This is a genomic window from Variovorax davisae (assembly GCF_030316845.1).
GTDB lineage: Bacteria > Pseudomonadota > Gammaproteobacteria > Burkholderiales > Burkholderiaceae_C > Variovorax > Variovorax davisae.
On record NZ_JASZYS010000014.1, the window covers coordinates 168,098 to 193,299 of the forward strand.

Genomic DNA, 25,202 nt, shown 5'->3' on the forward strand with positions numbered 1-25,202 from the left:
GGGCGGTCAGAGGTCGCGGCGGCGGCCCCCGTGGGTCGCCGCGAAGCTTGCGACGAAGGCGCCGATGAGCAGGGAGATGAAGAGCCACAGCGTGGCGTAGGCCGAGGTCTTCCGGGCCTGGTCCGCCGCCTCCCTGGCCTTGGTTTCGGCCTCCTTGCGCGTCGCTTGCGCCTTGGCGTAGATGTCATTGACCCGCTTCTCGGCGTCTTGCTGGCTCAGTCCGGTGCGCTGCGCGACCAGCTGGGCCACGTACTTCGCATCGTCCGGCGGCAAGGCGTCCGTCCGCAGGCTGTTGGCGAAGATCCGACCCACCTCGCCGACGGACGCCGCGTTGCCCGCGCGATCGGAAGGCGGCGACATGCCCGCGGCCGGCGAAGCAGTGTCGGGGCTCGGCGTGTTGACGGCGGCCGCGTCCTTGCGGAACAGGGCGTCGACGAAGTAGCCCATCGGCCCGGAAGCTCCTTCCGATGGCGCGGAGGCGGAGGCGGCGGCCGCACCGGAGCCCGCAGCCGCGGCCGCCGTCGCGGCGCCCCCGGCCAGCGCCGCCCCGGACTGCGCTGCAGTGCCCGCCACCGATCCGATGGCCCCGGTCAGCGTGGCCGCAGTGACCAGCGTGGCCACGCCCCAGGCCAGGAAGCCGTGGGCGGTGTCGCGGAAATAGACCTCGTCGCCGTGAACACCTTGCCATCGGGTGCGAAGCCGGCCCGCGATGTAGCCACCCATGCCCGAGGCGGCCAACTGCGTCAGCGTGAGCCACAGGATCGACGCGATGCCGATCGCCCTGGCGCTGGCACCCTCGTGGGCCCAGGGGCTCACCGACGTGAAACCCAGGCCGACACCCAGCAGAACCAGGATCAGCGAGAGCGAGGCCGCGGCCACGGCGCCGGCCAGGATCGCGCCCCAGGACACGCCGCTGCCCATGCCGAGCGCCCGCGATTCGATGGCGGCATCGGTAAAGTTCGGCGACTGCGCCGCGTATGAGGTCATGCCAGCTCCTTGTTGAAGATCCGACACTGTCAGGTCCACGACCCGCCTGGCGGGTCAGTCGAGCGCCCCACCGTGGGTAGGCCTCGGACCGACCCGGTGCCGAGCCGCTCGCGACGAGTGCGCGGCGACCGGGCATGCTGCGGCGTTCTCCTACAGCGCCGCAGGTGGAACGGGGGCATCGTCCGGCAAGGAGGTCCACCCACCGATGGCTCGCATGAACACCACCAAACCCCACCCCTACCAGGCCTTCGCGTTTCGAGGACGGGCTTTTCTTTGCGGCGCGCAGGCGTGCGAGAACGGGACCTTCCAGCCCGTCGTCTTCTGCGTCGGTCCCGCGCCGGGACGGCAGACGGAACTGCCGCGAGACACGGATGCCTATGCGACCGAGAGCGAGGCCCTTCGCCACGCCGAGCAGCAGGCGATGCGCTGGGTCGAGGATCACGAGGACGGCCGGGGCCTGGAATGAGGCCGGGTTCGTCGCCGGACACCGACGGCCTCCAGGAGGCACTGCGCGCCGGAGGGCGCGTCAGTTCGCTGTTGCCGCTGGAGCATCTTCCGCCGACGCCCGACCCGCGGGCCAGGGCCCGCACCGAACTCCTGTCGATGGCGCTGATGGCATCGATCGTCCTGGGCTATGCCTTCGCGTGCTGGGGGACGGACGACCCGGCGGACACGTCGGCGCTGCCGCTCTCCCTGGCGCCCTCGACCATCGAGGAGCTGCACCCCAGCATCGCGTCGGTCGTCGAGGAGGCGGCCGGCAACGGTGCCGTGCTGGAGCTGACCCTGGTGCAGGCGGCGCCGATGTATCCCGCGAGCGTGGTGAGCGAGTTTTCGCGCGACGCCCTGGCCGTCGCCCGACGCATGCGGCAGTTCTTTCCCCACATGGAAAACCCGACCGTGCGATTCGTGGCCGAGGTCGCCCAGGAGCCGGGCGGCGGCTTGCTGTTCTCGATCGATCTCGACCGGGCACGGCTGATGGCGAAGGCGGGCACACCCGACTTCACTTTCCAGGATCTCTTGAACCAGGCGCAAGCCGTCCGTTTCCTCGACCCGGAGGGTCGACGCTACGTGGCGTCGTTCTGCGCCGATCCGATCGCGAGCTCAGCGACCCAGTTCTGCCTGCGCGAGGTCCATTGAAAACCAGAGCGGCTCGCGTCAGATCGCCGCGACGTTGCCGGTCACCGGCAGCACGATGCCCGTGATGTAGCCGGCGCATGAGGGCGCGGCCAGGAACACGAAGGCAGGCGACAACTCCTCGGGCTGCGCCACTCGCTTGAAGTCGGTCTCCTTGCCGAACTGCTTGACGTCGGCGGGCATCTTGTCTGCCGGGTTCAGCGGCGTCCATACGGGGCCCGGAGCCACGGCATTGACGCGAATCCCGCGCTCGATCACGTTCAGCGCGAGCGCCTTGGTGAAGGCGTGGATCGCCCCCTTGGTGGCGGAGTAGTCGATCAGGTTGCGGCTTCCCTGGAGGCCGGTGCGCGAGCCTGTATTGATGATCGAAGCGCCAGCGCCGAGGTGGGGCAGCGCGGCGCGTGCCATGCGCATGTAGCCACCGATGTTGGTCTGCAGCGTGAGGTCGATGCGCTCGTCGTCGAGCGCCTCCAGCGACTCGGCATGCATCTGGAAGGCCGCGTTGTTCACCAGGATGTCCAGCCGGCCGAAGGCCTTCACGGTGCGCGCCACGGCCCGCTCGCAGAAGGCCGATCGCCGCACGTCGCCGGGAATCAGGATGCAGCGCCTTCCTTCGGCCTCGACCGCCGCCTGCGTGACCTTTGCGTCCGCATGTTCGTTCAGGTAGACGATGGCGACGTCGGCGCCCTCGCGCGCGAACAGGACGGCGACGGCGCGGCCGATGCCCGAATCGCCGCCCGTGACGATGGCGCCCATGTCAGCCAGCTTTCGGCTGCCTTCGTACGCCGGCGCCTGGTAGCGCGGTTTCAGCTTCAGGTCGGATTCGCGGCCCGGCTTCCGGAGTTGCTCCGCCGGCTGTCGGCTGGGCTGCTTGCGCGCACCCGCCTGCACGGCTGCGGTTTTCTTGCGGGCCGCGGGCGCAGCCCGGTCCTTCTCGCGCTGCCGGCGCTGGATGGCCTGGTGCTTGCGGGCCAGCGCTTCGGCGGCGGCGGGATGATCGGGCTTGCGGGAGGACATGGCAGACTCCATGGATGAGACGCGGCCGTGCCGCAGGTCAGGCGCCGGCCTCGGTCGCGCAGAACTCGAAGAACTCGTCCAGCTCGATGGACTTGTCGAAGACGCGATCGGCCCCGGCCTCGAGGCACCGCTGCCGGGCATCCTCGCGCGCATAGTTCGTGAGCACGACCACGCGCTGGTGCGGCTGGCGGCCATTGCACCAGTTCACGACCGCGAGGCCATTGCCTTCCCGCAGGAACAGGTCGACCACCGCCAGATCCCATTGGCCCTTGTGGCCGGCGAGCCAGCCGATCGCCTCGTCCTCGGTCTCCGCGGTGGCCATCACCTTCGCGGACGACAGATCCTCGAGGGCAGGAATCAGATGCTGCCTGATGGTGCTGTTGTCTTCGACCAGGAAGATGCTGCGGGCGGCTGTCATGGATAGTTCTCGTTCTCGTTGTGTCCGAGGCTATGAAAGGCGCGTGGCGACGTGAGTGAGCGCTTCGCCCACATGCAGGTAGGATGGACTCGCCATGCCCGATTCTTCCCCGCTGCCGCCGGACCGTGAACGCGCGGCACGCACGCGCGCCAGCCTCGCCTGGCAGCTGGCTTGCGAGCGGGTGTCGTTCGCGCTCGATCCTCCGGCGGGCCAGGCGCCGTGCACCCCGGCCGAACTGGAGCAGGCGCTCCACGTGGCCGAGGATGCCCTTGAACTTGTGCGACAGGCGTACCTGCGGGCCGCGTAGGCCCATTCCTCTTGCGGCCCTTCGTCAGGCGAGCGCTGTCAGTGCCAGCCCCGCCAGGCCGGAGCCAGCGACCACGGGAATGACGCCCACCTTGAATCGAAACAGCGCCACCGCGGCCGCGACGCCGATGAGGGCCGAAGCCCATTCGAAGTGGCCTGTGAAGCCCTGCGGCCAGAGCACGTGGCAGGCGAAGAAGACGGCGAGATTGGCGATGACGCCCACCACCGCGGCCGTGATGCCCGTGAGCGGTGCGGTGAACTTGAGGTTGCCGTGGGTGGACTCGATGAACGGAGCCCCGAGAAGGATGAACAAGAACGAAGGCAGGAAAGTGAAGAAGGTCACCACGCTGGCTGCCACCGCGCCCGACAGGAACAGCGCGTCGGCGCCAAAGATGGCCTTGGTCCAGCCGCCGACGAAGCCGACGAAGGACACCACCATGATGAGCGGCCCCGGCGTCGTTTCGCCGAGCGCCAGGCCGTCGATCATCTGCGACGCCGTCAGCCACTGGTAGTGCCCGACGGCGCCCTGGAACACATAGGGCAGCACGGCATAGGCGCCGCCGAAGGTCATGAGGGCCGCCTTGGTGAAGAACCATGCCATCTGCGTCAGGACGGCATCCCATCCATGGACGGCCGTCAAGGCGCCGATGGCCGCCAGCCAGAGGGCGAGGCAGAGCGCCAGCACGCGGCCGAAGCGCCGCCAGCTGAACAGCGCGTGCGCGGGCGTCGGCGTGAGGTCATCGATCAGCGCCGGGCCCGCGGGCCTTGCCGCCGGCCCATGGCCCGCCCCACCGGCGAAGCTGGCAGGTGCGAAGCGGCCACCCAGGTAGCCGGTGACACCCGCGGCCAGCACGATGAGCGGAAACGGCAGCTGCAGCGCGAAGATCGCCAGGAAGGCGGCCACCGCAATGGCCCACAGCCAGGCGTTCTTCAGGGTCCGGGCGCCGACCCGGCAGGCGGCGTGGACCACCAGCGCGGTCACGGCGGGCTTGATGCCATGGAACAGGCCGGCAATGGCCGGCACGTCGCCGTACGCCATGTAGACCCACGACAGGCCGATGAGGATCAGCAACGACGGCAGCACGAAGAGCACGCCGGCGGCGATGCCGCCCCAGGTGCGGTGCATCAGCCAGCCGATGTAGGTGGCGAGCTGCTGCGCCTCGGGGCCGGGCAGGAGCATGCAGTAGTTCAGCGCATGCAGGAAGCGGCCCTCGGAGATCCAGCGCCGGCGCTCGACCAGGTCCTCGTGCATGATCGCGATCTGCCCGGCCGGGCCTCCGAAGCTGATGAAGCCGAGCTTCAGCCAGTAGACGAAGGCTTCCCTGAAACTCAGGCGCCGTTCCTGAAGCGGCGGCCGCGCCCTTTCATTCATGCGGCCACTATCGCATGACGCGATGGTCGCGACAAGAACCCATGGCGCTCCATGGCAACGCCAGGATCGTCCAATCGGCCGGGCGCCGGTGCGGCGCACCCGCTACCATCCGTTCGTTCGCGCCTCGTACCATCGATCCGAAAGGACATCCCCCTTGGCTCGCCCGGACCCCCGCAACGCCTCTCGCTACTGGCACGCGCCCGGCGTGCCGGGGATGGATCTGCTGCAGGCCGATTTCACGACCCACGACTACGCCCCCCATGTGCACGATTCCCTCGTCGTCGCCGTGACCGAGATCGGCGGCTCGGAGTTCCACAGCCGCGGCCGCAAGGACATCGCCCACCCGCAGGCGCTGCTGGTCTTCAATCCGTCCGAGCCGCACTCGGGCCGCATGGGCGGCAGCGCGCGCTGGCGCTATCGGTCTTTCTATCTGGCCGAGCCGGCCATCGCCCACGTCCTGGGCGCCGTCGGCATCGATCGACCCGGGTACTTCACGTCGAACGTGGTCCGCGACCCGGATCTGGTCGCCCGGTTCCTGGCGCTCCATCGCCTGCTGGACGCGGAGCCGGGGGACGCATCGCTGCATCGGGAATTGCTCGTGCACACCTTCGGGGACTTGCTGCGAAGGCACGGGCAGGCCGCAGGCCGGATGCCCAAGGCACCCGCGGACGCCGGTGCGCTCGCGCCCGTTCTCGAATTCGTTCGTGACAGCCACGCGGACAGCCTGACGCTCGAGCAGATGGGCGCGGTGGCGGGTCTGACGCCCTTCCAGTTGATCGTCGCCTTCAAGCGCACGCTGGGCCTGACGCCGCATGCCTACCTGACCCAGCTGCGCCTGCGCGCCGCGCTGCGCCGGCTGCAGGCCGGCCAACCGGTCGTCGAGGCGGCGCTCGGCGCCGGCTTCTATGACCAGAGTGCCTTGAACAAGCACTTCAAGCGCACCTTCGGCATGACGCCGCTCCAGTACGTCCACGCACGGGCGGCCTGAGCTCCGCCGCGTGCCGGTCATCAATTCTGACCAATAGCGCGTCGAGCCGCCCTGCCATGCTGGCGCCCATCAGCAAGGCAACCCATGACGCGACTCATCTGTCAAGACAACCCTGACATCCTGACGCTGGAGGCGACGGTCGTCAGATCCAGGCCCGGCGCGGTGCTTCTGTCCCGGCACCCCTTCTATCCCGGTGGCGGCGGCCAGCTCCCGGACCAGGGCGTGATCCGCTGGCAAGGCGGCGAAACCCCGGTCACCGGCTTCTGCGAGCAGGGCGGCGCGGTCTGGATCGAGGTCGCCGGCGGCGTCGAGATCAGGGACGATGTCCAGCTGCAGGTGGACCCCGTGTTCCGTCAACGCATGCGGGAGCTCCACACCGACCTGCACATCCTGAACGCGCTGGTCTTCCGGGACTTCGACGGCGCGCTGGTGACGGGTGTCCAGATGAACGACGACGGCACGGCGCGCATCGATTTCGACCTGCCCGACGCCGACAACGATCGCCTGCGGGCGCTCGAGCCGGAGCTGAACGATCTTGTCGCCCAGGACCTCGCCGTCGCAACGAGCTACGTGTCCATGACCGCCGCCCACGCCGAGCAGGGCCTGCTGCGTTCCCGCTCGGTGGCGCCGCCTCCCTCCCCGGAGGGCCTGATCCGCGTCGTCGAGATCGCCGGCCTCGATCGACAGGCCTGCGGGGGAACGCACCTGGCGTCCACGGGGACTTCGCGTCCGATCCGCATTCTGAAGATCGAGAACAAGGGCCGTTCCAACCGCCGTGTCCGCATCGGCCTGCAGGGCCTGTGATGCCCACCGCGCTCCCCGCCCTGTGGGCCCGGCCCGTCTGGCTCCTGTGGCTGCCGCCCGCGTTCTGGGCCGGCAACCTGGTGCTGGGCCGCGCGCTCGGGCCGGTCTTTCCGCCCGTCTCCCTGGCGGTCGGCCGCTGGGTCGTCGCGCTCGCGGTACTGGCCCCCTTCGTCTGGCGCAATGCCTTGCGCGAACGCGATCTCCTGGTCCGGCATTGGCTGCTCGTCGCCGCCTGCGGCGCCTTCGGCATCGCCGGCTACAACGCGCTCGGCTACCTGGCCCTGCAGACCGTGCCCGCCGCCAGCGTCGCCTTCCTCAATTCGACCTTGCCGCTCATGGTGCCGCTGGCGGCGGTGGTCCTCGGGGTCGAGCGCATCACGTGGAAAGCGCTGCTCGGCATCGCCATCTCGTTCCTCGGCGTCGCCTGGATCGTGGCGCGCGGGAACATGGCCAGCTTCGCCGCGCTGCGCTTCGACGGCGGCGAACTGCTGGTGCTCCTGGCCGTTGCCAACTACGCCGTCTATTCCGTCCTGCTGCGGCGCAAGCCCGCCGCGATCAGTCCACTGGTCTTCCTGGCCGCGACCATGGCGGCCGGGCTGGTCGTGCTGATGCCCTTCTGGGCGGTCGAACTCGCACGCGGCGCGCGGATCCCGAGCGACCCGGCCTCGGTCGGCGCAGTCCTCTACATCGGCGTCTTCGCCTCGCTCTTCGCCTTCATCCTCTGGAACCGCTGCGTGGCGACGCTCGGCGCGACGGTGACCGGCGTCTCGTTCCATCTGGTCGCGCTGTTCACCGCGCTGCTGGCGTTCCTGGTCCTGGGAGAGCCGGTGCGCGCCTTCCATGTCGCGGGCATCGCGCTGATCCTGCTCGGGTTCTTCGTCACGACGCTGCAGCCCGCGGCGCCGGCCAGGCCCTGCGGCCCGAATGCCGACCATGGACACGGTTGAGATCCTTCGCACACTGGTCGCATTCGACACGACCTCCCACCGCTCCAACCTGGATCTCGTCCGCTGGATGGCCGCCTACCTGGACGGCCATGGCGTCGCGTCGCGGCTGATCCCCAGCGACGATGGCGCCAAGGCCAACCTGCTCGCAACGATCGGCCCGAACGTGGCGGGCGGCGTCGTCCTGTCCGGGCATACCGACGTCGTGCCGGTCGCCGGCCAGGACTGGGATGGCGACCCCTTCGCGCTGGTCGAGCGCGATGGTCGGTTGCACGGGCGAGGATCGGCCGACATGAAAGGCTTCATCGCCGCCTGCCTGGCCGCCGTGCCGCGCTGGCGCGGCCTGGCGCTGCGCCGGCCCATCCATCTGGCCTTCTCCTACGACGAGGAGGTGGGATGTGCCGGCGTTCCGCGCCTGATCGCCGGCCTGCAGGCACACGTTCCATCGCCCGCCCTGGCCATCATCGGTGAACCGACCGGGATGCGCATCGGACTCGCCCATCGCGGCTTCTACGGCCACCGCACCGTGTTCCGTGGCCGCCCGGCGCATTCCAGCGACCCGGCCCTGGGGACCAGCGCCATCGAGCCCGCGGCGCTGCTGGTGGCCGAGCTGGCGAGGTTCGGGCGCGCGCTGTCGGTGCGGGGCAATCGCACCACCTTCAACATCGGGCGCATCCGCGGAGGCAGTGCGATCAACATCGTGCCCGGCTGTTGCGAGGTGCTGTGGGAATTCCGGCCGCCGGACGAGGCCAGCACGGCGGCCGTGAGGAACGAGGTCGAACGGCTGCTGGCCGCGATGTCGCCCGGCGTGGAGGTGGAGACGGCACAGATCGCCGAGGTGCCCGCGCTCGCCGCCAGCCACGACAGCGCGGCGGTGGCCATCGCCAGGACCTTGGGTGCGCTGTGGCCGCCGCGCGAGATTCCGTTCGGAACCGAGGCGGGCTTCTTTGCGCGCGCCGGCATTCCTTCGCTGGTCTGCGGGCCAGGCGCGATCGCGCAGGCGCATCAGCCGAACGAGTGGATCGCCGCCAGCGAGCTCCAGGCCGCGGATCGCCTTCTGGCCAGGCTCGGCGCCTGGGCCACCGGGGCCGACGCGGGAGTGCAATGCCGGATCAAGGGGCAGCAGGCTTGATCGCGGCCCGTGGTCGACGCGGGGAAGGGTCTTCGCGCGTCGTCGCCAGCGATTGCAGATGGGCGGCCAGCGCCTTCGCAGCCGGCGACAGGCGCTTCTCGTCGTAGAAGCAGATGGCAAAGCGGCGCTGCGCCCACGGATCGGTCAGCGGCAGCACCTTGAGCCCGTAGGTGGAGGCCATGGGCTGCGCGACCTCGCGCGGAACGACCGCGATGCCGAGCCTGGCCCGGACACAGCGCAACGACGCATCGAAGGTCGAGACCACCGCCCGGTAGCTGATCGGCTTGCCGATGATCGCCGCGGCGCGCGCCAGCATCGTGTGCACGGCGGTCGACGCCGGAAGGCCGACATGGTCGTAGCCGAGCGTCTCCTCGAAGGTGCAGCGCTGCTTCTTCGCGATCGGGTGCGATGGGCTGGCGATGATCGCGAGGTGGTCGCTGCGATAGGGCCGTGTCTGCAAGCCCTGGAGGTCCGCGGCGTCCCAGCAGACCGCCAGCGGCGCCAGGCCCTCCCGCAAGCCGCTGACCACGTCGCGGCTGAGCGCCTCCTCGATGTCGATCCGGATCTCGCGGTGCTCGGGGACCTGCAGGAACGACGCGATGTCGTCAGGGAGGTACTCGGCAATGGACGAGACCGTGGCCAGGACACGCACCTGGCCCTTGATCCCCTTTCCGAAGGCCGCCATGTCGCGCGCGACGCGGTCCGCACCGGCCAGCATGCCACGCGCATGCTCCAGAAGGATTTCGCCGGCGCCGGTGATCGCGACCCCGCGACGGTTCCGCTCGACCAGCACATTGCCCAGCGTGCTCTCCAGCTGGGCGATGCGCTTGCTGATGGCGGACGCGACGATGTGATGCTGTTCGGCCGCACGCGCGATGTTCCGGGTCTCGCAAACCGCGACGAACAGGCGAAGACTGGTGAGATCGAGGTCGTGCATGAGAGGCGCCTGCGCAGTGTGAGGTTCCGAAATGGAACGCTGCTCGTTCCAATTTACCGCTTCTGGACCGAACAGGGAATGCCTACAGTCACTGCCACGACGTCAACCCCTGCGTCGAGAGTCCGGAGACAACCCCATGACACTTCCTGCCGCCCGCCTGCCGCGCAGCGCCGTGATCCGCGAAGTCGGCCTGCGCGATGGGCTGCAGAGCATCCCCACCGTCCTTGCGACCGCGCGAAAGATCGAATGGATCCGCGCCGCCTACGAGGCCGGCCAGCGCGAGATCGAGGTCGGCTCCTTCGTGCCCGCGCGGCTGCTGCCGCAGCTGGCCGACACGGCCGAGCTGGTCGCCTTCGCCAAGACGCTGCCGAAGCTTTTCACTTCCGTCCTGGTGCCCAATCTGCGCGGCGCCGAAAGCGCGATCGCGGCCCGGGCCGACCTGATGATCGTCCCGCTCTCCGCCAGCCATGCGCACAGCCTGGCCAATCTGCGCAAGACGCCGGACGACGTGGTCGCCGAAGTCGCGAAGATCCGCGCGGCGCGCGATGCCTCGGGCGCCCGGACCCTGATCGAGGGTGGCGTCGGCACGGCCTTCGGCTGCACCCTGCAGGGCCTGGTCGACAAGCGCGAGGTGCTGCGCCTGATGCAGGCCCTGCTCGACGCCGGTGCCGACCGCGTGAGCATCGCCGACACCGTCGGCTACGCCGACCCCGCCATGGTCCGCGACCTGTTCGAGGACGCCCTGAAGATCGCCGGCGACCGTTTCTGGTGCGGGCATTTCCACGACACCCGCGGCCTCGGCCTGGCCAACGTCTACGCCGCACTCGAAGTCGGCGTGAATCGATTCGATGCCTGCCTGGCCGGCATCGGCGGCTGCCCGCATGCGCCGGGCGCCAGCGGCAACGTCTCGACCGAAGACCTGGCCTACATGCTCGGCAGCATGGGCATCTCGACCGGGATCGACATCGACCGTCTGCTGGCACTGCGTGCGCAGGTCGCGCAGTGGCTGGCCGGAGAGACGCTGCACGGCTCGCTCTGGCAAGCCGGCCTGCCCAAGACCTTCGGCCTCGCCGCCCAAGCCGTTTCAGCCTGAACGACCAGAGACCTCCCCACATGACCACCGCCTCCTCTCCCCTGCCGCTGGCCGGCGTCCGCGTGCTCGAGTTCACCCACATGGTGATGGGCCCGACCTGCGGCATGATCCTGGCCGACCTCGGCGCCGAAGTCATCAAGGTCGAGCCGCCGGGCGGCGACAAGACCCGCAAGCTGCCGGGCCTGGGCATCGGCTTCTTCCGCTCCTTCAACCGCAACAAGAAGAGCGTGGTGATCGACATCGGCACCGACGAAGGCCGCGCCACCGCGGCCGAGTTGGCGGGCCAGTGCGACGTCGTGCTGGAGAACTTCCGGCCCGGCCTGATGGCCAGCTTCGGCCTCGACCACGAGACGCTGTCGAAGAAATACCCGCGCCTGATCTACGTCACGCACAAGGGCTTCCTGCCCGGCCCGTACGAGAACCGGCTGGCGCTCGACGAGGTGGTGCAGATGATGGGCGGGCTGTCGTACATGACCGGCCCGGTGGGCCGGCCGCTGCGCGCCGGCACCTCGGTCAACGACATCATGGGCGGCATGTTCGGTGCGATCGGCGTGCTGGCCGCGCTGCGCGAGCGCGACCTGACCGGCCGCGGCCAGGAGGTGCAAAGCGCGCTGTTCGAGAACTGCGTGTTCCTGTCGTCACAGCACATGCAGCAGTACGCGATGACCGGCGAGCCGCCGCCGCCGATGCCCTCGCGCGTCTCGGCCTGGAGCGTCTACGACGTGTTCACGCTGGCCGATGGCGAGCAGCTCTTCATCGGTGCGGTCAGCGACAAGCAGTTCCTGACGCTGTGCCGGGTGATCGAGGCGCCCGAGCTGGCGGCCGATCCGGCGCTGGCCAACAACGCGCTGCGCGTGGCGGTACGCCCTGCCCTGCTCGCGAAACTCGGCGAGATCCTCCGGCACCACCGCGTGCAAGAACTCTCGCCCAAGCTCGAGGCCGCCGGCATCCCCTACGCGCCGATCATGCGGCCCTATCAATTGGTCGACGACCCGCACCTGAAGGCCAGCGGCGGCCTGGTGCCGATGGAATGCGAAGACGGCGAAACCACCGACGTGGTGCTGCTGCCGCTGCTGATGGGCGGCCGCCGCCCGGGGGTGCGGCATCCGCTGCCGGGCATCGGCCAGCACACGGAAGAGATCCTCGCCGGCCTGCCCAGCCACGCGACCGCCTGACACGAATCGAACCAAGACCCACGGAGACAAGCCATGACCTTCAAGATCCAACGCCGCCAACTGACCGCACTCGTCGCCGCCGCCGTCGCACTGGGCGCGACCGGGAGTTGGGCCCAAGGCTCCGACAAGCCCCTGCGCATGGTGCTGCCCGTGGGCGCCGGCTCCGGTGTCGACACCATCATGCGGGCGGTCACGCCGTCGCTCACCAAGGCGCTCGGCGGCCAGGCGGTGGTGATCGAGAACCTGCCCGGCGCCGGCGGCCTCACGGGCACCAGCGTCGTCGTTCGTGCGCCCGCGGATGGCCAGACGCTCGGCGTGGTGTCGAACAACCACGTCGTGAACCCGAGCGTCTTCAAGAAGATGCCTTTCGACGCCCTCAACGACATCACGCCGATCTCGGTGGTCGGCGCGACGCCGTTCGTGCTGGTGGTCAATCCCAAGGTACCCGCCAAGAATGCGAAAGAACTCCAGGCGCTGTTGAAGGCCAAGCCGGACGGCTACAACTACGCGTCTTCGGGCAATGGGACCATCATCCACCTCGCCGGCGCGATGTTCGTCGACGCCGCCGGTGTCGAGGTGCGACACATTCCGTACAAGGGCGTCGGCCCGATGGTGGCCGACCTCATCGGCGGCCAGGTCGAGATGGGCGTGGTGGCCGTGCCGGCGGTCCAAGGCCAGCTCAAGAGCGGCGCCTTGCGCGCCATCGGCGTCATGGGCAAGACCCGCGTGCCCTCGCTGCCGGACGTCCCCACCATCGCCGAACAGGGCTTCCCAGAGGTCGACGTCGCGGGCTGGTTCGCCGTCATCGGCCCGGCCAAGCTGCCGCCGGCGGAAGTCCGGCGCCTGCATGCCGCCATCCTCGCCGCCTTCGACACGCCCGAGACCCGGGACGCCATGGCCAAGCAGGAAAACATCATCAACCCGATGACGCCCGACGCATCGGCCCAGTTCTTCAAGACCGAGCAGGAGCGCTATGCCCGGCTGGTCAAGAAGGCCAACATCGCGGCGGAGTGAGACCATGGCCGATCTGTTCGACAACCCGATGGGCCTGATGGGCTTCGAATTCGTCGAGTTCGCATCGCCCACGCCCGACACGCTGGAACCCTTCTTCGAGAAGCTCGGCTTCACGCTGGTGGCCAGGCACCGCTCGAAGGACGTGGTGCTCTACCGCCAGGGCGACATCAACTTCATCGTCAACCGCGAACCGAACAGCCCGGCGGCCTACTTCGCCGCCGAGCACGGTCCTTCGGCCTGCGGCATGGCGTTTCGCGTCAGGGATTCGCACAAGGCCTACGCGCGGGCACTGGAACTCGGCGCGCAGCCGATCGAGATCGCGACCGGCCCGATGGAACTGCGGCTGCCGGCCATCAAGGGGATCGGTGGTGCGCCGTTGTATCTCATCGACCGCTTCGAGGACGGCAAATCGATCTACGACATCGACTTCGAATTCGTCGAAGGCGTCGAGCGGCATCCGGGCGGCCACGGCCTGAAGGTGATCGACCACCTGACCCACAACGTCTACCGCGGCCGCATGGCGTTCTGGGCCAACTTCTACGAGAAGCTGTTCAACTTCCGCGAGATCCGCTATTTCGATATCCAGGGCGAATACACGGGCCTGACCTCGAAAGCGCTCACTGCGCCCGACGGCAAGATCCGCATCCCGCTGAACGAGGAGTCGGCCAAGGGCTCGGGCCAGATCGAGGAATACCTGATGAAGTTCAACGGCGAGGGCATCCAGCACATCGCGCTGCTCAGCGACAACCTGATCGACACCATCGACCAACTGGGCCTGGCCGGCGTGCCGCTGATGACCGCGCCCAACGACGTCTACTACGAGATGCTCGAGACGCGGCTGCCGGGCCATGGCGAGCCGATCCCCGAACTGCAGGCGCGCGGCATCCTGCTGGACGGCACCACCGAAGGCGGCACGCCGCGCCTGCTGCTCCAGATCTTCTCGGAGACGGCCTTCGGCGGTCCGGTGTTCTTCGAATTCATCCAGCGCAAGGGCGACTACAGCGAGGGCTTCGGCGAAGGCAACTTCAAGGCGCTCTTCCAGTCGATCGAGCGCGACCAGGTGCGCCGCGGCGTGCTGCAGGCGGACTGAGCACGGCAGCGCCGCGCGTGCCTACTTGCCGAACAACTTGGCCACCCGCTGCCACGAGCGCAGCATGAAGCCGGCGCGCTCCACGTCGGCCTGCGCGATCAGCGGCGTTTCGCCCACCGGCTTGCCGTTCGACTCGGCGACCACCTTGCCGATCACCGCGCCCTTGGCCACCGGCGCCTCCAGGTCGGGCTTGACCTGCACGGAGGTACGCACCTGCTGGCCACGCGGCACCGTCACAGTCCATGGCGCCCCCAGGCCCGCGGCCACCGTATCGGCCTTGCCGAAGCTGACCTTGGCCGCCGCCACGACCGTGTTGGGCTGGATCGGGGTGGCCTTCTCGAAGTTGCTGTAGCCCCAGCCGAGCAGCGTGCGCGTCTCGTCGGCACGCGCCTGGGCGCTGTTGGTGTTGAGGATCACCGTGATCAGGCGCATGCCGTTGCGCTTGGACGATGTGACCAGGCAGTAGCCGGCCTCCTGGGTGTGGCCGGTCTTCAGGCCGTCCACCGTCGGGTCGGTGTAGAGCAGCGCGTTGCGATTGCCCTGTTTGATGCCGTTGTACTTGAACTCGCGCTCGGCGTAGATCGGGTAGTAGTCGGAGCTGTCGCGGATGATCGCGCGCGCCAGGATGGCGAGGTCGCGGGCCGACGACTTGTGGGCCGGGTCGGGCAGCCCGGTCGCATTCACGAAATTGGTGTTCGTCATCCCGAGGCGCTTCGCCTCGGCGTTCATGAGCTTGGCGAAGCCCTCTTCGGAGCCGGCCATGTGCTCGGCGATCGCCTTGGAGGCGTCATTGCCCGACTGGACGATGATGCCGCGCAGGATGTCGATGACGGTGGCCTGGCTGTTGAGCGGCAGGTACATGCACGACTCGGTGCTCGAGCCGCGGCACCAGGCGGTCTGGCTGACAGAGACCAGGTCGTCCTTCTTGAGCTTGCCCGAGCGCAGCGCCTGTTCGACCAGGAAGCTGGTCATCATCTTGGTCAGCGACGCCGGCGGCAGCGGTTCGTCGGGGTTGGCCGAGGCGAGCACTTCGCCGGAGTCGAAGTCCATCAGCAGCCATGCCTTGGCCGGGATCGCCGGCGCCCCGCCGGCGACGGCGGTCTGTCCGGCGGCTGGCGCCGGGGCGGGCGCCTCGGCCTTGGACTTCTTGGAAGTGGCTTGCTTGGCGGCGTGGGAGGCGGCGAAGGACGCCGAATCGGGAACCAGGGCGCCCGCGGCAATGGCGATGACGACCGGAAGAATGGAGAAAGTGTTGAATTGCATGGGCTTCAGGGACAGAGCCGACATTGTCGCGGATCGAGCGCCGATTTTGATCGACCCTGGAAGATCGAAAACCGCCGTGCAGGTTCAATCCAGCCGCCGAGCCCCCTGGAAGCCGCATGAACAGTGGTGGCGACGCCCGCATGTAACGGTGTGTGACGCCGGCAGGCGCCGGGCCGCCCTCTGGCAAGGAAACGAATTTGCCCCGTGCCCTTCGCCAGTGCTCGTCCGGCATGCATTATCGGAGCCCAAAAAATCGCCGAAAGTCGGCCCGCAAATCGCCTTTGGGCGGAGGCTTCGCCATTGCTCATGCCGAAGGCACCGCATTCGAGTCCCATCTCCGTATGCGACGCCCGAACCGGTCTTCGCCTTGGATGACTGGCTGATCGAGCCTGGCAAAGAGCTTCTGTATCGAAGGCGAGAGCGCGCGTCAGGACGGGGCTCGCCAGCGCAAACCCCTCCCGTGCACCTCCTCTGGCGCACTGCCGACGAGCTTCCGATACAAAAGTGGGTCGGTCGCCCCTTCGGTACCGACGACCAGGATCTGGCTGCGTTCGTCCAGCTTCAACGCGCTACGAAGCTTGGGGTCTTGAACAGCGAGCAATGCGCCGGCCAAACCCGCGACGGCTGACTCGCCCGCAACAATGGGCTGGTCGCCGAATGGTGCCTCCGCAAGCATGCGCATCGTGTCGGCAGCGGCAGCATCAGAAATGGTGAGGAAGGCTTCGGTACCCGCGGACAGGATGTCCCATGCAATGAGCGACACCTCACCGCAAGCCAAGCCAGCCATGATCGTATCCAGCGCACCGGGGGCAGCGGTGGGTACACCGGCTTCTGCGCTACGCAGAAGACAGTCGGCGCGCTGGGGCTCAACAACCACGAACACGGGCGCTTCAACGCCCTGCTTTTCCCAGAACCAAGCGCACAGACTTGCCGCCAGGCCGCCGACACCGCCCTGCACAAAAACATGAGTCGGTCGAACGCCCGAAGGCATTTGCCGCATGACCTCATCTGCCACGACCCCGTAACCTTGCATCACGTTGCGCGGGATCTCGACGTAGCCGTCATACGATGTATCGGACACGATGTGCCAACCGTGTTCGCGAGCATCGGCATCGGCTTTGCGCACTGCGTCATCGTAGGTTCCTGCGACCTCGCGCACGACCGCTCCATACGCTGCGATGGCATCTCGCCGACCCGGGCTCACGCCTTCATGGACATAGATCACACAAGCGCAACCGAAGGTCCTGGCGCCCCAGGCGACCGAACGACCATGGTTTCCATCAGTAGCACAGGTGACCGTCATTGAGGAGACGATGTCACGGTGCGCGCCCGCAGCGAGGGCGGCCGAGTCCGGAGAAGAACCGAGCCGACTTGCCACGGCCTGCTGCAGCAATCGCAACACGGCGTAGGCGCCACCCAATGCCTTGAAGCTTCCAAGCCCGAACCTTTCACCCTCATCCTTGTAGAAGATTCTGCCTAGTCCTGCCTGCGCAGCCATTCCGGGCAACTCTAAGAGCGGTGTGACAGCGTAGCCGGGCCACCTCTCAATCTCGCCCAGCGCAGTGGCTACCGCCTCAAGGCTGAGCTTCAATTGGTGACCCTGCCAACCGTACGGTGTCGCTCGAACCGATCGGCGGTTGAAAACGCAGGAGAGAGGGCCAGTGATTGACAGCGTCATTTGATTTCAGACCTCGCGTATGTCAGCCTCCGAGCTTCGCGCGCAACTCAGCCAGGGCACCCTGAGCGGCCACCAAGTCTCTGACATGGAACCCTTTTGCGATCTCCTGGGAATACCGCGCGACCGCCACTCGAGCTCGCTCAGAGTAGTCGACGTGACCATCTTCAGAAACCGACACGCCATCCACTGCTTCAAATGACCTGTTCCAGGAGACTGCCTCGTCCTTGGAGATTGTGGTGGGTAGATCAAGACGGACGTCGCCCTTGGTGACCCAGACCGGATACCCGCCCGGAAGCCCGTGAGGTCCCGGAACATGCCCCCTTGAATCACCTACCCCAGCGAGCGACAACAAGACCGGGACCGCCGATCCACCGGAAATCAAGTTCAGCTCGCGATGCGGCAGTTGAATGTGCGAGAACCGTTCCTTCACATTCGGGATCTCGTCATCGCCGATCCATGCGCGAACGGGATCACCGACTCGTTCATCGACCGGATAGCGCCACTGCACCAGTGCGTGGTGATGCGCGATCACGCGAAGGCGCTCAGCATCCGCGGGGGCGAGGGCACCTGCAAGGATCGAAGAGAAGATCGCAACGTTTCCAACCCCGCACGTAATCCGCTGCCCACGCGCGGCAAGAATCTGGTTCACGACGTCAGGATATGCCGTGTTGACAAAAGCTGCTTTTGACCCAACCGCGTCCAGCGCCGCAGAAGTCCGCATGGGAAGGATCGATTGGAACGCGACGGCAAGGCCGAAGCCGGCCTCTTCCATCAGCTTGGCCCACTCGGACCCCTTCCCGTCAAGACTCCAAGGAGACTGGAGAGACGCAGATTGAACGACCACGCCCGGATCCCAGTTGCCTAGCGCATCCGCCATGGATTGCTCCGAGGCCATATCGACGTACGAACTGTGAAACCTCACAGGGTTTCCATGCTGCGCCGCGCGAGAGTTGCACGCCAACGCTAACCATTTCAACCGCGCTTCGTTACGACCGCCGATCACGATCTTGATCGGTGCGCGTGTCGCCACTGCAAGATCCATCAGAATCACCTCGGCGAAATAGCCGGTTCCGAGGATCAGGATGTCGTTCTGTTCTTGATTCATTCGAAGCCTCGCGTCTATCTGGTGATGAATTCGTTCGTGAAAGCCGTCTTCACATCGATCTTGGTATCCATGATTCCCATGCTGTTCAGGTCATTCTGCAGGCTGCTCCATGCGTTCTCGGTGGAATGGCCCAACCCGTTCTGGACGACATCGTCCGACTGCATGAGCTTGATCACTTCTGGAAGCTTGAGCTCAGAGAACTTCGGATCAATTGTGGGATTCGCCGCCAAGAAGATCTTGAGGGCCTCGGAAGGATTCTTTTGCGTGAACATCCATCCCTTCATCACCGCGCGAGTGACGCGTTTCACCAGATCGGGGTTGCTCTTGATCAGCTTCTCGTTGGTCACCAGGGCAGAGCTGTACATCGGCATGCCCAGTTGAGTGAAGGTGATCCAGTTCACCGCTTCCCCCGCTGCACGCAAACGGATGGCCTCGTTGAAGTAGAAACCGACGCCAACATCGATCCGATTGGCGGTGATCAACGGAACGATCGCTTGATCAGCGGGTACCTCCTTGAACTTGGTGGCATCGATGTTCATCCGGCGCTTGAGCGCCTCCCACTGCTTCCCTGTGCTGCTCTTGAACATCACGCCGACCGTCTTTCCGGCGAGGTCGGTCTTGATGTCCTGAATCTTCTGCCCTTCGCGAAACACGAGGGCGTTCGGGTTCTGTTGGAGCACAACAGCCACTGACCGTACAGGCAAGCCTTTCGCTGCAGCAAGGAGCACCTGCTCCGCAGTGGCGTAGCCGAACTCGGCATCTCCATTGCCGACCAGTTTGACGGTCACAGACGAGCCCTCTCCGGGAAGAAGGTCCACCTCGAGGTTCTCTTCCTTGAAAAAGCCCTTCTCGCGTGCGACGAAGAATCCCGCGTGCTCGGCGCCAAAGCTCCAATCGAGACGTAGCTTCACCTTGTCACCGGCGCTAGCCACCCCGGACGCCGTCAGGCAGGCAAGACACAGCAGTTGAACAATCGTTCGACGTGCCAAAGTAGTGAGTTTCATGATCATTTCCTTACATTCCAGCGGGTTTAACATTCAGTGCTGCACTCCGTGTAGACAGCCATTCAGCGAACACGACGACCATGAAGAGTGCGACGCCAAGAACACTGAGTACCGTGATCCCGGCGAACATGAGTTCGGTGTCAAGCGAGATGTTGGCTGAGTTGATGACGTAGCCCAGCCCCTCCCCCGCTGCGATGAACTCGCCGACGACGGCGCCGACGATCGCAAGCGTGATGGAGATCTTCATGGCAGAGAACATGTCAGGCAGTGCCCACGGCAGACTGATTCGCAAGAATTTCTGCCTGGACGTCGCACCCAGTGAATCCATGTACTGCATGAATTCAGGATCCACGGATGTCAGTCCTTTGGCCGTGTTGATCACGATGGGAAAGAACGCGATAAGCGCAGCGATCACGATCTTTGGAGTGAGTCCAAAGCCGAACCATATGAGAAACAGGGGCGCAAACGCGATCTTCGGCAAGATCTGAGCGACGACAAGGAAGGGATAAGTGATCTCTCGAATCGTCCGTGAGAAGGCGATGCCGACCGCGATGAGGAATCCAATGGCGAAGGCGTAGAGAAAGCCCAGGGCGATCGCGACCGTGGTTGGCCAGGTATGCCGAGCCAGAAGATCGCGTTGCTCCCACGCTTTCGCGAATACCGCGGAGGGCGGCGGGAGGATCACCGGCTTGATGTTGAGCACACGCACCGCAAGCTCCCACACCGCAAAGAACGCGATGAATGTGAGGAGCTGGCCGAGCACAACGAGAACGTTTCGTTTCATGCTGTCTTCCTTAGTGAGTCGTGGCGGATGCGGAGTGCGGGTTCTCACGCAAGAGGTGTCGGATGTGGCCCTGCAACTCGATGAAGCGCGGCTCTTGCCTGGTGTCTTCGTTGCGGGGACGAGGGAAATCGATGTCGATCTGCTCGACAACGTGGCCCGGGCGCCCCGACATCACGACGATTCGCTGCGACAGAAGGAGCGCCTCGGGAATGCTGTGGGTGATGAAGACGACGCTGATACGCACCTTCTCCCAGAGGCTCACGAGCTCCTCCTGTAGACGCTCGCGCGTGATCTCATCCAGAGCCGCGAACGGCTCGTCCATCAGCAGCACCTTCGGTTGGAATGCAAGACCTCGCGAGATCGAGACGCGTTGCTGCATGCCCCCAGAGAGTTCGGACGGATAGCGGTGCTCGAACCCCTTGAGCCCGGTGATGTGAAGCCAACGCATAGCCTCGGAGATTCGTTCGCGCCTGCTGAGCTCAGGCCTTGCAATCTCCAACGTGAGCATCACGTTCTCAATCGCCGTCCTCCACGGCAGCAGGAGCGGACGCTGAAATACGTAGCCGACCTGACCAGTAAAGCTGGATCGTTCGACAGGCTTGCCGTTGAAGGATACCGTTCCGCCTGAGGGAGGGAGCACTCCAGAGAGGACCTTCAAAAGCGTGGTCTTCCCGCATCCCGATGGCCCCACGATCGTGAAGAACGAGCCCGGGGGAATGTCTACGTTGACATTCTGAAGCGCGGTGACCTTTCCTTGCGGTGTACCAAACGCAACCGAAAGGTCCGCAATCTTGATGTCGGGAGCACCGGCAGCTGAGCGCGGGGCTCCCCCTGCTGCTGCGGGGACCAAGGTGGCAGGTGGAGATGAACTGTATTGCATTGCTCTCATAGGACTCTTTGCTCGTGGATGACGAGTCGGATTTGGGCGACTGAAGGCGTTGTGCAGTTCGCCTGCAGTCGCTTTTGACAACGGCGCTTTCGCGACGCCTTCAGAACAGCGTTAACGCAGGTTCTGTGCCACAGTTTGTGATCACACTTGCGTTTGTTTCTCATGGTACGGACAGGCTTTCGTCCAGACACGCACCAAAGTGGCATCCTAGTGCACTGTGATCACACATATCGATCACCATATGCACCATGCGACATCATTTTGTCGACCTCCTTCCTACGGTATGTCTGCCCGGGCGCCCAGCCGGGTCCTGTTCCTTAGACATCGACCCTTGCAAAGCTCGTCACGGTCTCGCCGCTAGACCCGATGATGGCTTCCAAGCGTGTGTGATCACAGCGTGTGATCCCGTATTGACAGAGGGCAAAGACGTTTGGTAGGGTCGGGCAAAGTGATTGAATGCCCACAGGTGGCTCGAGAACCGCGGCGTTGCGTCAATGGCCTCATACAGCGGTGATGCTGCATGGCTCTGAAACGCGCAGCTGGATCCGAAGGATCAGCGCCATCCTCGCCTCGAGAGGTCGATCAGATTCGCCACGGGCGGTGCTTCTCCGCCATGAAGGGAACGGGCGACGAACACGTCGCCCGCACACGCGTCGAGCGCGCTACCTTCCTTCGCTAATCAATCTTCGCCCCCGTTTGTTTAAGGACATTGCGCCAGTAGGGCATGTCGTTCTTGAGAAGCGACCGAAGCTCGTTGGGAGTCGACAACCGAGGCACTACACCAAGGGTCATCAGCCGCTTGCTGAGCCCTTCGTTCATGACACGCGCCACTTCGAGGTTCAGGCGATCGACAATTTCTGGTGGAGTCTTCGCTGGCGCATACAGCGCGTACCAGGAAGTGCTTTCGAATCCCGGCAAGCCACTTTCGCTCAGCGTCGGAACGTCGGGAATACGGGATATGCGAGCCTTGCTTGCCACGCCGATCACTTTGAATGAACCGTCACCCACACGCCCGACCACGGCAGGCAGGAGTTGAAACATCGCCTGGACCCGTCCGGCCATCAGATCCGTCATCGCAGGCGGCGAGCCCTTGTACGGAACGTGAGTCATGTCGACCTTTGCCATCAGCTTGAATTGCTCGCCAGCCAGATGCATCGCTCCACCGTTTCCGCTGGACGCGTAGTTCACCTGATCGGGATGAGATTTCACGTACGCCATGAACTCGTGAAGATTGTTCGGCGGGAAGTCTTTGTTCACGATCAGGATGTTCGGGATGTCGCAGATCAAGGAGATCGGTGCGAAGTCCTTTTCGGTATCGAAGGGCAGGTTCTGGTAGAGACTGGGGTTGATTGCCTGCGTCCCATTGGTGGCCAGAAGAAGGGTGTAGCCGTCAGGTGCTGCGCTCGCCACAGCTTGGGTACCAATATTGCCGCCTGCGCCTGGACGAGGATCCACGATGACTGGTTGACCCAGCACCTTTGCGAGAGGCTCGGCAAGCTCTCTCGCAATGATGTCGCTGTTGGAACCGCTGGGAAACCCGACGACGATTCGAACGGGCTTGGTGGGCCAGTCCATGGCGAAGGATCCGGCAGTCGAGACGAGGAACACCATCGCAGCGCATCCGCGCGCCAAACTCATGAATATTTGCATCAGATTCACTCTTTTCAGTTGGTTAGGAAGCCACCACCGGCCGTGCACAGCCGCAGCCCCGCTGCTCTTCGCGATGACACGTTCGGACGTTCGACCCAGACAGATCCCACGTCGCGACTTCATGCTATGACTTCGTTCATCTCGATGTCAATATATGATCGTCGGCTGTGATCACAGGTAGTCCAGGTTCAGCCGCTCACCGCAGGATCCGTGCCACTTTTCCCAGAACGCGGGAATCATTGCCGAATCGTTTGTGATCACATATAGTGATTGTCATATGGAAGACTACCGTTAGGCTGAGTGTCAACTATCAACCCAGGAAGCTACGATGCCCGCAGAGAATGATCTGAATTGGAAGTCAATGAAGATTGCCGTCATAGGCGGCGACGAGCGCGAGCAAGAGATTGCGCGACTGGCTGCCTGCGATGGAGCTACGGTCGTTGCGTATGGATTTCCATGGCCACCGGAGGGAGTTAGCGGTGTCACTCTCGCGTCAAGTGTCGAAGCAGCGTTTGATGATGCGGACTTCGCGCTTTTTCCCATCCCGGGGATCTCGGCTGAAGGCGCCCTCTTCGCCCCTGCTTCGCCCCTGCCCATCGTTCCGAGCTCTGGCCTGCTTGCAAGGATGAAGAAGCCGGCGAGCATCATTCTTGGCTGGGCTGACGAGAACCTGAAAGCGGCAGCAGAAGCGAACGGCATCTCGCTTCAGGAGTACGAGTGGGATCAGGACCTGATGTATCTGCGGGGCCCGGCAATTGTCGAAGGGCTGCTGAAGATCGTGATCGAGAAGACCAGAATCACGATTCACAGCGCAAACGTTTGCGTGGTCGGCCAAGGAACGATCGGAAGCCTCCTGACCCGTACGCTCATCGCCCTCGGGGCTCGCGTCAGCGTAGCTGCACGTAATCCAGTACAGCGAGCCTCGGCCTTTGCCGCGGGCGCTGTGCCCCGCGAACTCGATGAGCTTCCGGAGCTCGCTTCCGGCCTAGACATGCTGTTCTCAACGGTGCCGCACCAGATCGTCGGAGCGAGTGTTCTCAGTCGTCTTCGCCCGGGGACGCTGGTAGTTGACCTGGCGGGTCCACCCGGCGGGATTGACCTGCCATCGGCAACGGGCCTCGGCCTGAACGCAGTCTGGGCAAGGGGCTTGGGACGCCGCGCTCCCGTCACAGTTGGGGCGAGCCAGTGGATCGGCATTCGCAAGCGGATTGAATCGACATGGGCTCAGCACGCAGGCCAGGTCGTTCGCTTTTGACGACAAGGACCTCGAGGTCCTTGTCGGGATGGCGGTCGTTGAGTTAGACCTTCAGGCCAGTCTGGTATAGCTCCACTCTTACCCCGTCCGGGTCAGTGATGTAGATGGTGAGCCCATAAGGGCCATCGTGCAGGTCTTCCTGGAACTCGACGCCCGTGCTCCGCAGGCGGTCCCTCAGGCGCCGAACATCGCTCACCTCAAATGCCACGTGGTCGATCTGCCGGTGACCGGCCTCGCGACCACCAACAAAGGCGATCCCCTGCCGCAGCGCCCTGAATGGCCGGCCATCAGCCAACGGCTTCGCGGGTCGTTCTGAAAAACCCAGGCTCTGAACGTAAAAGTTCACAGATATGGTCACGTCGGTCACCATGATCAACAAGTGCCCGAATGCCGTTGCCTGCGGCGCGCCCGGATCGGGCACAAGAAGCTGTGAACTCATTTCTTCTCCACTAGGTCGGTTGCGAGAGCGCCAGATCGACCCCAGTTCTCTCTGGAGGTTTCGTGGATCACGACGTGCAGATGATCGGGCTTGCATCCTGCATGATCGATCATCGCATCAGTGATCGCGCGCACTAGGCCGCGCTTCTGTTCGACAGTCCTACCTTCCCACATCTCCACAACAACAAATGGCATCGATTTTCTCCTTCTAGCAGTTGGCACTGGCGGTTCTCAAGGTTTGCGTCATACGTCACGATCGCTGTCCTTCTCGATCATTCCCTGGTTGACATATCACCTTTTTGTGATCACACTATGTGATTTTATAGTGCGGGCGTTTGCTTTGCAATGAGCAGCTCAGGTTTGCATTGGCGAGCAAGGCCTGGCTTCGGTTCAGCCTCGAGCTCCGCGACGCCGGTGTGCGACCGTTGCCGATTGCGCGTTCGCCTGTCATTGGCCACCGCGTCAGATTCTTGGGAAGCTGGGCGCGTTCCGTAGTTTGCGTTTGACGCATCAATGCATCAGACCCCTTTCAATCGAGGAGCGTTTCAATGAAGCTAGGAGTTCCCGCCGAGACGACTGCAGGCGAGGCCCGCGTCGCCGTGACCCCGGAGACCGCGAAGAAGCTGGTGGCGCAAGGCCATGTCGTTCGTGTGCAGTCGGGCGCCGGCGTGGCCGCCAGCGTGACCGATGCGGCCTACCAGGCTGCCGGCGCCGAGATCACCGAT

General features: G+C 65.2%; 26 protein-coding genes and 1 pseudogene. 13 read left to right on the forward strand and 14 right to left on the reverse strand.

Annotated features, from left to right (window positions below):
• Positions 1-6: 6 nt before the first annotated feature.
• A complete protein-coding gene (locus QTI33_RS27535; RefSeq protein ID WP_286509573.1) occupies positions 7-987 on the reverse strand; it encodes a hypothetical protein in 981 nt (326 codons plus the stop codon).
• Between the two features lie 214 nt (positions 988-1,201).
• Here QTI33_RS27535 and QTI33_RS27540 point away from each other — a divergent pair, with 214 nt between their 5' ends.
• Both QTI33_RS27540 and QTI33_RS27545 read left to right on the forward strand, forming a co-directional pair.
• Complete coding sequence (locus QTI33_RS27540) at positions 1,202-1,453, forward strand: hypothetical protein (RefSeq protein WP_286509575.1); 252 nt, start codon at positions 1,202-1,204, stop codon at positions 1,451-1,453.
• A complete protein-coding gene (locus tag QTI33_RS27545) occupies positions 1,450-2,124 on the forward strand; it encodes a hypothetical protein (protein ID WP_286509577.1) in 675 nt (224 codons plus the stop codon). The genes QTI33_RS27540 and QTI33_RS27545 overlap by 4 nt, the downstream gene beginning before the upstream one ends.
• Positions 2,125-2,142: 18 nt before the next feature.
• Here the strand turns inward: QTI33_RS27545 and QTI33_RS27550 are convergent, their stop codons facing one another.
• A complete protein-coding gene (locus tag QTI33_RS27550) occupies positions 2,143-3,150 on the reverse strand; it encodes an SDR family oxidoreductase (RefSeq protein ID WP_444814897.1) in 1,008 nt (335 codons plus the stop codon).
• A gap of 25 nt (positions 3,151-3,175) precedes the next feature.
• A complete protein-coding gene (locus tag QTI33_RS27555) occupies positions 3,176-3,556 on the reverse strand; it encodes a response regulator (protein WP_286509580.1) in 381 nt (126 codons plus the stop codon).
• 94 nt (positions 3,557-3,650) lie between these two features.
• Between QTI33_RS27555 and QTI33_RS27560 the strand changes: the two genes are divergently transcribed.
• Positions 3,651-3,863, forward strand: a complete 213-nt coding sequence (locus QTI33_RS27560) for a hypothetical protein (RefSeq protein WP_286509581.1) — start codon at positions 3,651-3,653, stop codon at positions 3,861-3,863.
• A gap of 24 nt (positions 3,864-3,887) precedes the next feature.
• On the opposite strand, the gene chrA is transcribed toward QTI33_RS27560, so the two are convergent.
• Entirely contained in the window at positions 3,888-5,234 is a 1,347-nt protein-coding gene (gene chrA, locus QTI33_RS27565; RefSeq protein WP_286509582.1) for a chromate efflux transporter, read from the reverse strand.
• Between the two features lie 154 nt (positions 5,235-5,388).
• Between chrA and QTI33_RS27570 the strand changes: the two genes are divergently transcribed.
• The 4 genes from QTI33_RS27570 to argE all read left to right on the forward strand — a co-directional run bounded on the left by QTI33_RS27570 (position 5,389) and on the right by argE (position 9,102).
• Positions 5,389-6,222 (forward strand): AraC family transcriptional regulator, encoded by an 834-nt coding sequence (locus QTI33_RS27570; RefSeq protein ID WP_286509584.1) that lies wholly within the window; start codon positions 5,389-5,391, stop codon positions 6,220-6,222.
• Positions 6,223-6,306: 84 nt separating this feature from the next.
• Positions 6,307-7,026: an alanyl-tRNA editing protein gene (locus QTI33_RS27575; protein ID WP_286509586.1), complete on the forward strand. Its 720-nt coding sequence runs from the start codon at positions 6,307-6,309 to the stop codon at positions 7,024-7,026.
• Entirely contained in the window at positions 7,026-7,973 is a 948-nt protein-coding gene (locus tag QTI33_RS27580) for a DMT family transporter (RefSeq protein WP_286509588.1), read from the forward strand. Before QTI33_RS27575 ends, QTI33_RS27580 begins: the two co-directional genes overlap by 1 nt.
• On the forward strand, positions 7,951-9,102 hold the full coding sequence (argE, locus tag QTI33_RS27585; protein ID WP_286509590.1) for an acetylornithine deacetylase: 1,152 nt from the start codon (positions 7,951-7,953) through the stop codon (positions 9,100-9,102). Before QTI33_RS27580 ends, argE begins: the two co-directional genes overlap by 23 nt.
• Here the strand turns inward: argE and QTI33_RS27590 are convergent.
• The gene (locus QTI33_RS27590; protein ID WP_286509591.1) at positions 9,083-10,039 is read right to left on the reverse strand and encodes a LysR family transcriptional regulator; all 957 of its coding nucleotides are present in this window, start codon (positions 10,037-10,039) and stop codon (positions 9,083-9,085) included. The two genes, argE and QTI33_RS27590, sit on opposite strands and share 20 nt — an antisense overlap.
• Positions 10,040-10,175: 136 nt before the next feature.
• Here QTI33_RS27590 and QTI33_RS27595 point away from each other — a divergent pair, with 136 nt between their 5' ends.
• The 4 genes from QTI33_RS27595 to hppD are packed head-to-tail and all read left to right on the forward strand — an operon-like array spanning position 10,176 to position 14,411.
• Entirely contained in the window at positions 10,176-11,132 is a 957-nt protein-coding gene (locus QTI33_RS27595; RefSeq protein ID WP_286509592.1) for a hydroxymethylglutaryl-CoA lyase, read from the forward strand.
• Positions 11,133-11,152: 20 nt separating this feature from the next.
• On the forward strand, positions 11,153-12,307 hold the full coding sequence (locus tag QTI33_RS27600; RefSeq protein WP_286509593.1) for a CaiB/BaiF CoA transferase family protein: 1,155 nt from the start codon (positions 11,153-11,155) through the stop codon (positions 12,305-12,307).
• A gap of 33 nt (positions 12,308-12,340) precedes the next feature.
• Positions 12,341-13,321, forward strand: coding sequence for a tripartite tricarboxylate transporter substrate binding protein (locus tag QTI33_RS27605; protein ID WP_286509594.1), 981 nt, complete (start codon positions 12,341-12,343; stop codon positions 13,319-13,321).
• 4 nt (positions 13,322-13,325) lie between these two features.
• The gene (hppD, locus tag QTI33_RS27610) at positions 13,326-14,411 is read left to right on the forward strand and encodes a 4-hydroxyphenylpyruvate dioxygenase (protein WP_286509596.1); all 1,086 of its coding nucleotides are present in this window, start codon (positions 13,326-13,328) and stop codon (positions 14,409-14,411) included.
• A 21-nt stretch (positions 14,412-14,432) separates the two neighbouring features.
• On the opposite strand, the gene QTI33_RS27615 is transcribed toward hppD, so the two are convergent.
• The 7 genes from QTI33_RS27615 to QTI33_RS27645 form a co-directional block, all read right to left on the reverse strand.
• Positions 14,433-15,674: a D-alanyl-D-alanine carboxypeptidase family protein gene (locus QTI33_RS27615; protein WP_286509597.1), complete on the reverse strand. Its 1,242-nt coding sequence runs from the start codon at positions 15,672-15,674 to the stop codon at positions 14,433-14,435.
• 427 nt (positions 15,675-16,101) lie between these two features.
• Positions 16,102-17,352 carry a diaminopropionate ammonia-lyase gene (locus QTI33_RS27620; RefSeq protein ID WP_286509598.1) on the reverse strand — a complete coding sequence of 417 codons (1,251 nt, stop codon included), beginning with the start codon at positions 17,350-17,352 and terminating at the stop codon, positions 16,102-16,104.
• A gap of 22 nt (positions 17,353-17,374) precedes the next feature.
• Positions 17,375-18,457 carry a hypothetical protein gene (locus QTI33_RS27625; RefSeq protein ID WP_286509599.1) on the reverse strand — a complete coding sequence of 361 codons (1,083 nt, stop codon included), beginning with the start codon at positions 18,455-18,457 and terminating at the stop codon, positions 17,375-17,377.
• Positions 18,458-18,471: 14 nt separating this feature from the next.
• Positions 18,472-19,461, reverse strand: a complete 990-nt coding sequence (locus QTI33_RS27630) for an ABC transporter substrate-binding protein (RefSeq protein ID WP_286509600.1) — start codon at positions 19,459-19,461, stop codon at positions 18,472-18,474.
• 10 nt (positions 19,462-19,471) lie between these two features.
• Positions 19,472-20,245, reverse strand: coding sequence for an ABC transporter permease (locus QTI33_RS27635; RefSeq protein ID WP_286509601.1), 774 nt, complete (start codon positions 20,243-20,245; stop codon positions 19,472-19,474).
• 10 nt (positions 20,246-20,255) lie between these two features.
• Positions 20,256-21,125, reverse strand: a complete 870-nt coding sequence (locus QTI33_RS27640) for an ABC transporter ATP-binding protein (protein WP_286509602.1) — start codon at positions 21,123-21,125, stop codon at positions 20,256-20,258.
• A 684-nt stretch (positions 21,126-21,809) separates the two neighbouring features.
• A complete protein-coding gene (locus QTI33_RS27645) occupies positions 21,810-22,784 on the reverse strand; it encodes a Bug family tripartite tricarboxylate transporter substrate binding protein (protein WP_286509603.1) in 975 nt (324 codons plus the stop codon).
• A 328-nt stretch (positions 22,785-23,112) separates the two neighbouring features.
• Between QTI33_RS27645 and QTI33_RS27650 the strand changes: the two genes are divergently transcribed.
• Complete coding sequence (locus tag QTI33_RS27650) at positions 23,113-24,039, forward strand: dipicolinate synthase subunit DpsA (RefSeq protein WP_286509604.1); 927 nt, start codon at positions 23,113-23,115, stop codon at positions 24,037-24,039.
• Between the two features lie 43 nt (positions 24,040-24,082).
• Here the strand turns inward: QTI33_RS27650 and QTI33_RS27655 are convergent, their stop codons facing one another.
• A complete protein-coding gene (locus QTI33_RS27655; protein ID WP_286509605.1) occupies positions 24,083-24,478 on the reverse strand; it encodes a VOC family protein in 396 nt (131 codons plus the stop codon).
• Positions 24,475-24,699, reverse strand: coding sequence for a 2-hydroxymuconate tautomerase (gene thmT / locus QTI33_RS27660; RefSeq protein ID WP_286509606.1), 225 nt, complete (start codon positions 24,697-24,699; stop codon positions 24,475-24,477). Before thmT ends, QTI33_RS27655 begins: the two co-directional genes overlap by 4 nt.
• A gap of 326 nt (positions 24,700-25,025) precedes the next feature.
• Here thmT and QTI33_RS27665 point away from each other — a divergent pair.
• Positions 25,026-25,202, forward strand: a pseudogene (locus QTI33_RS27665) (NAD(P)(+) transhydrogenase (Re/Si-specific) subunit alpha); the annotation flags it as partial.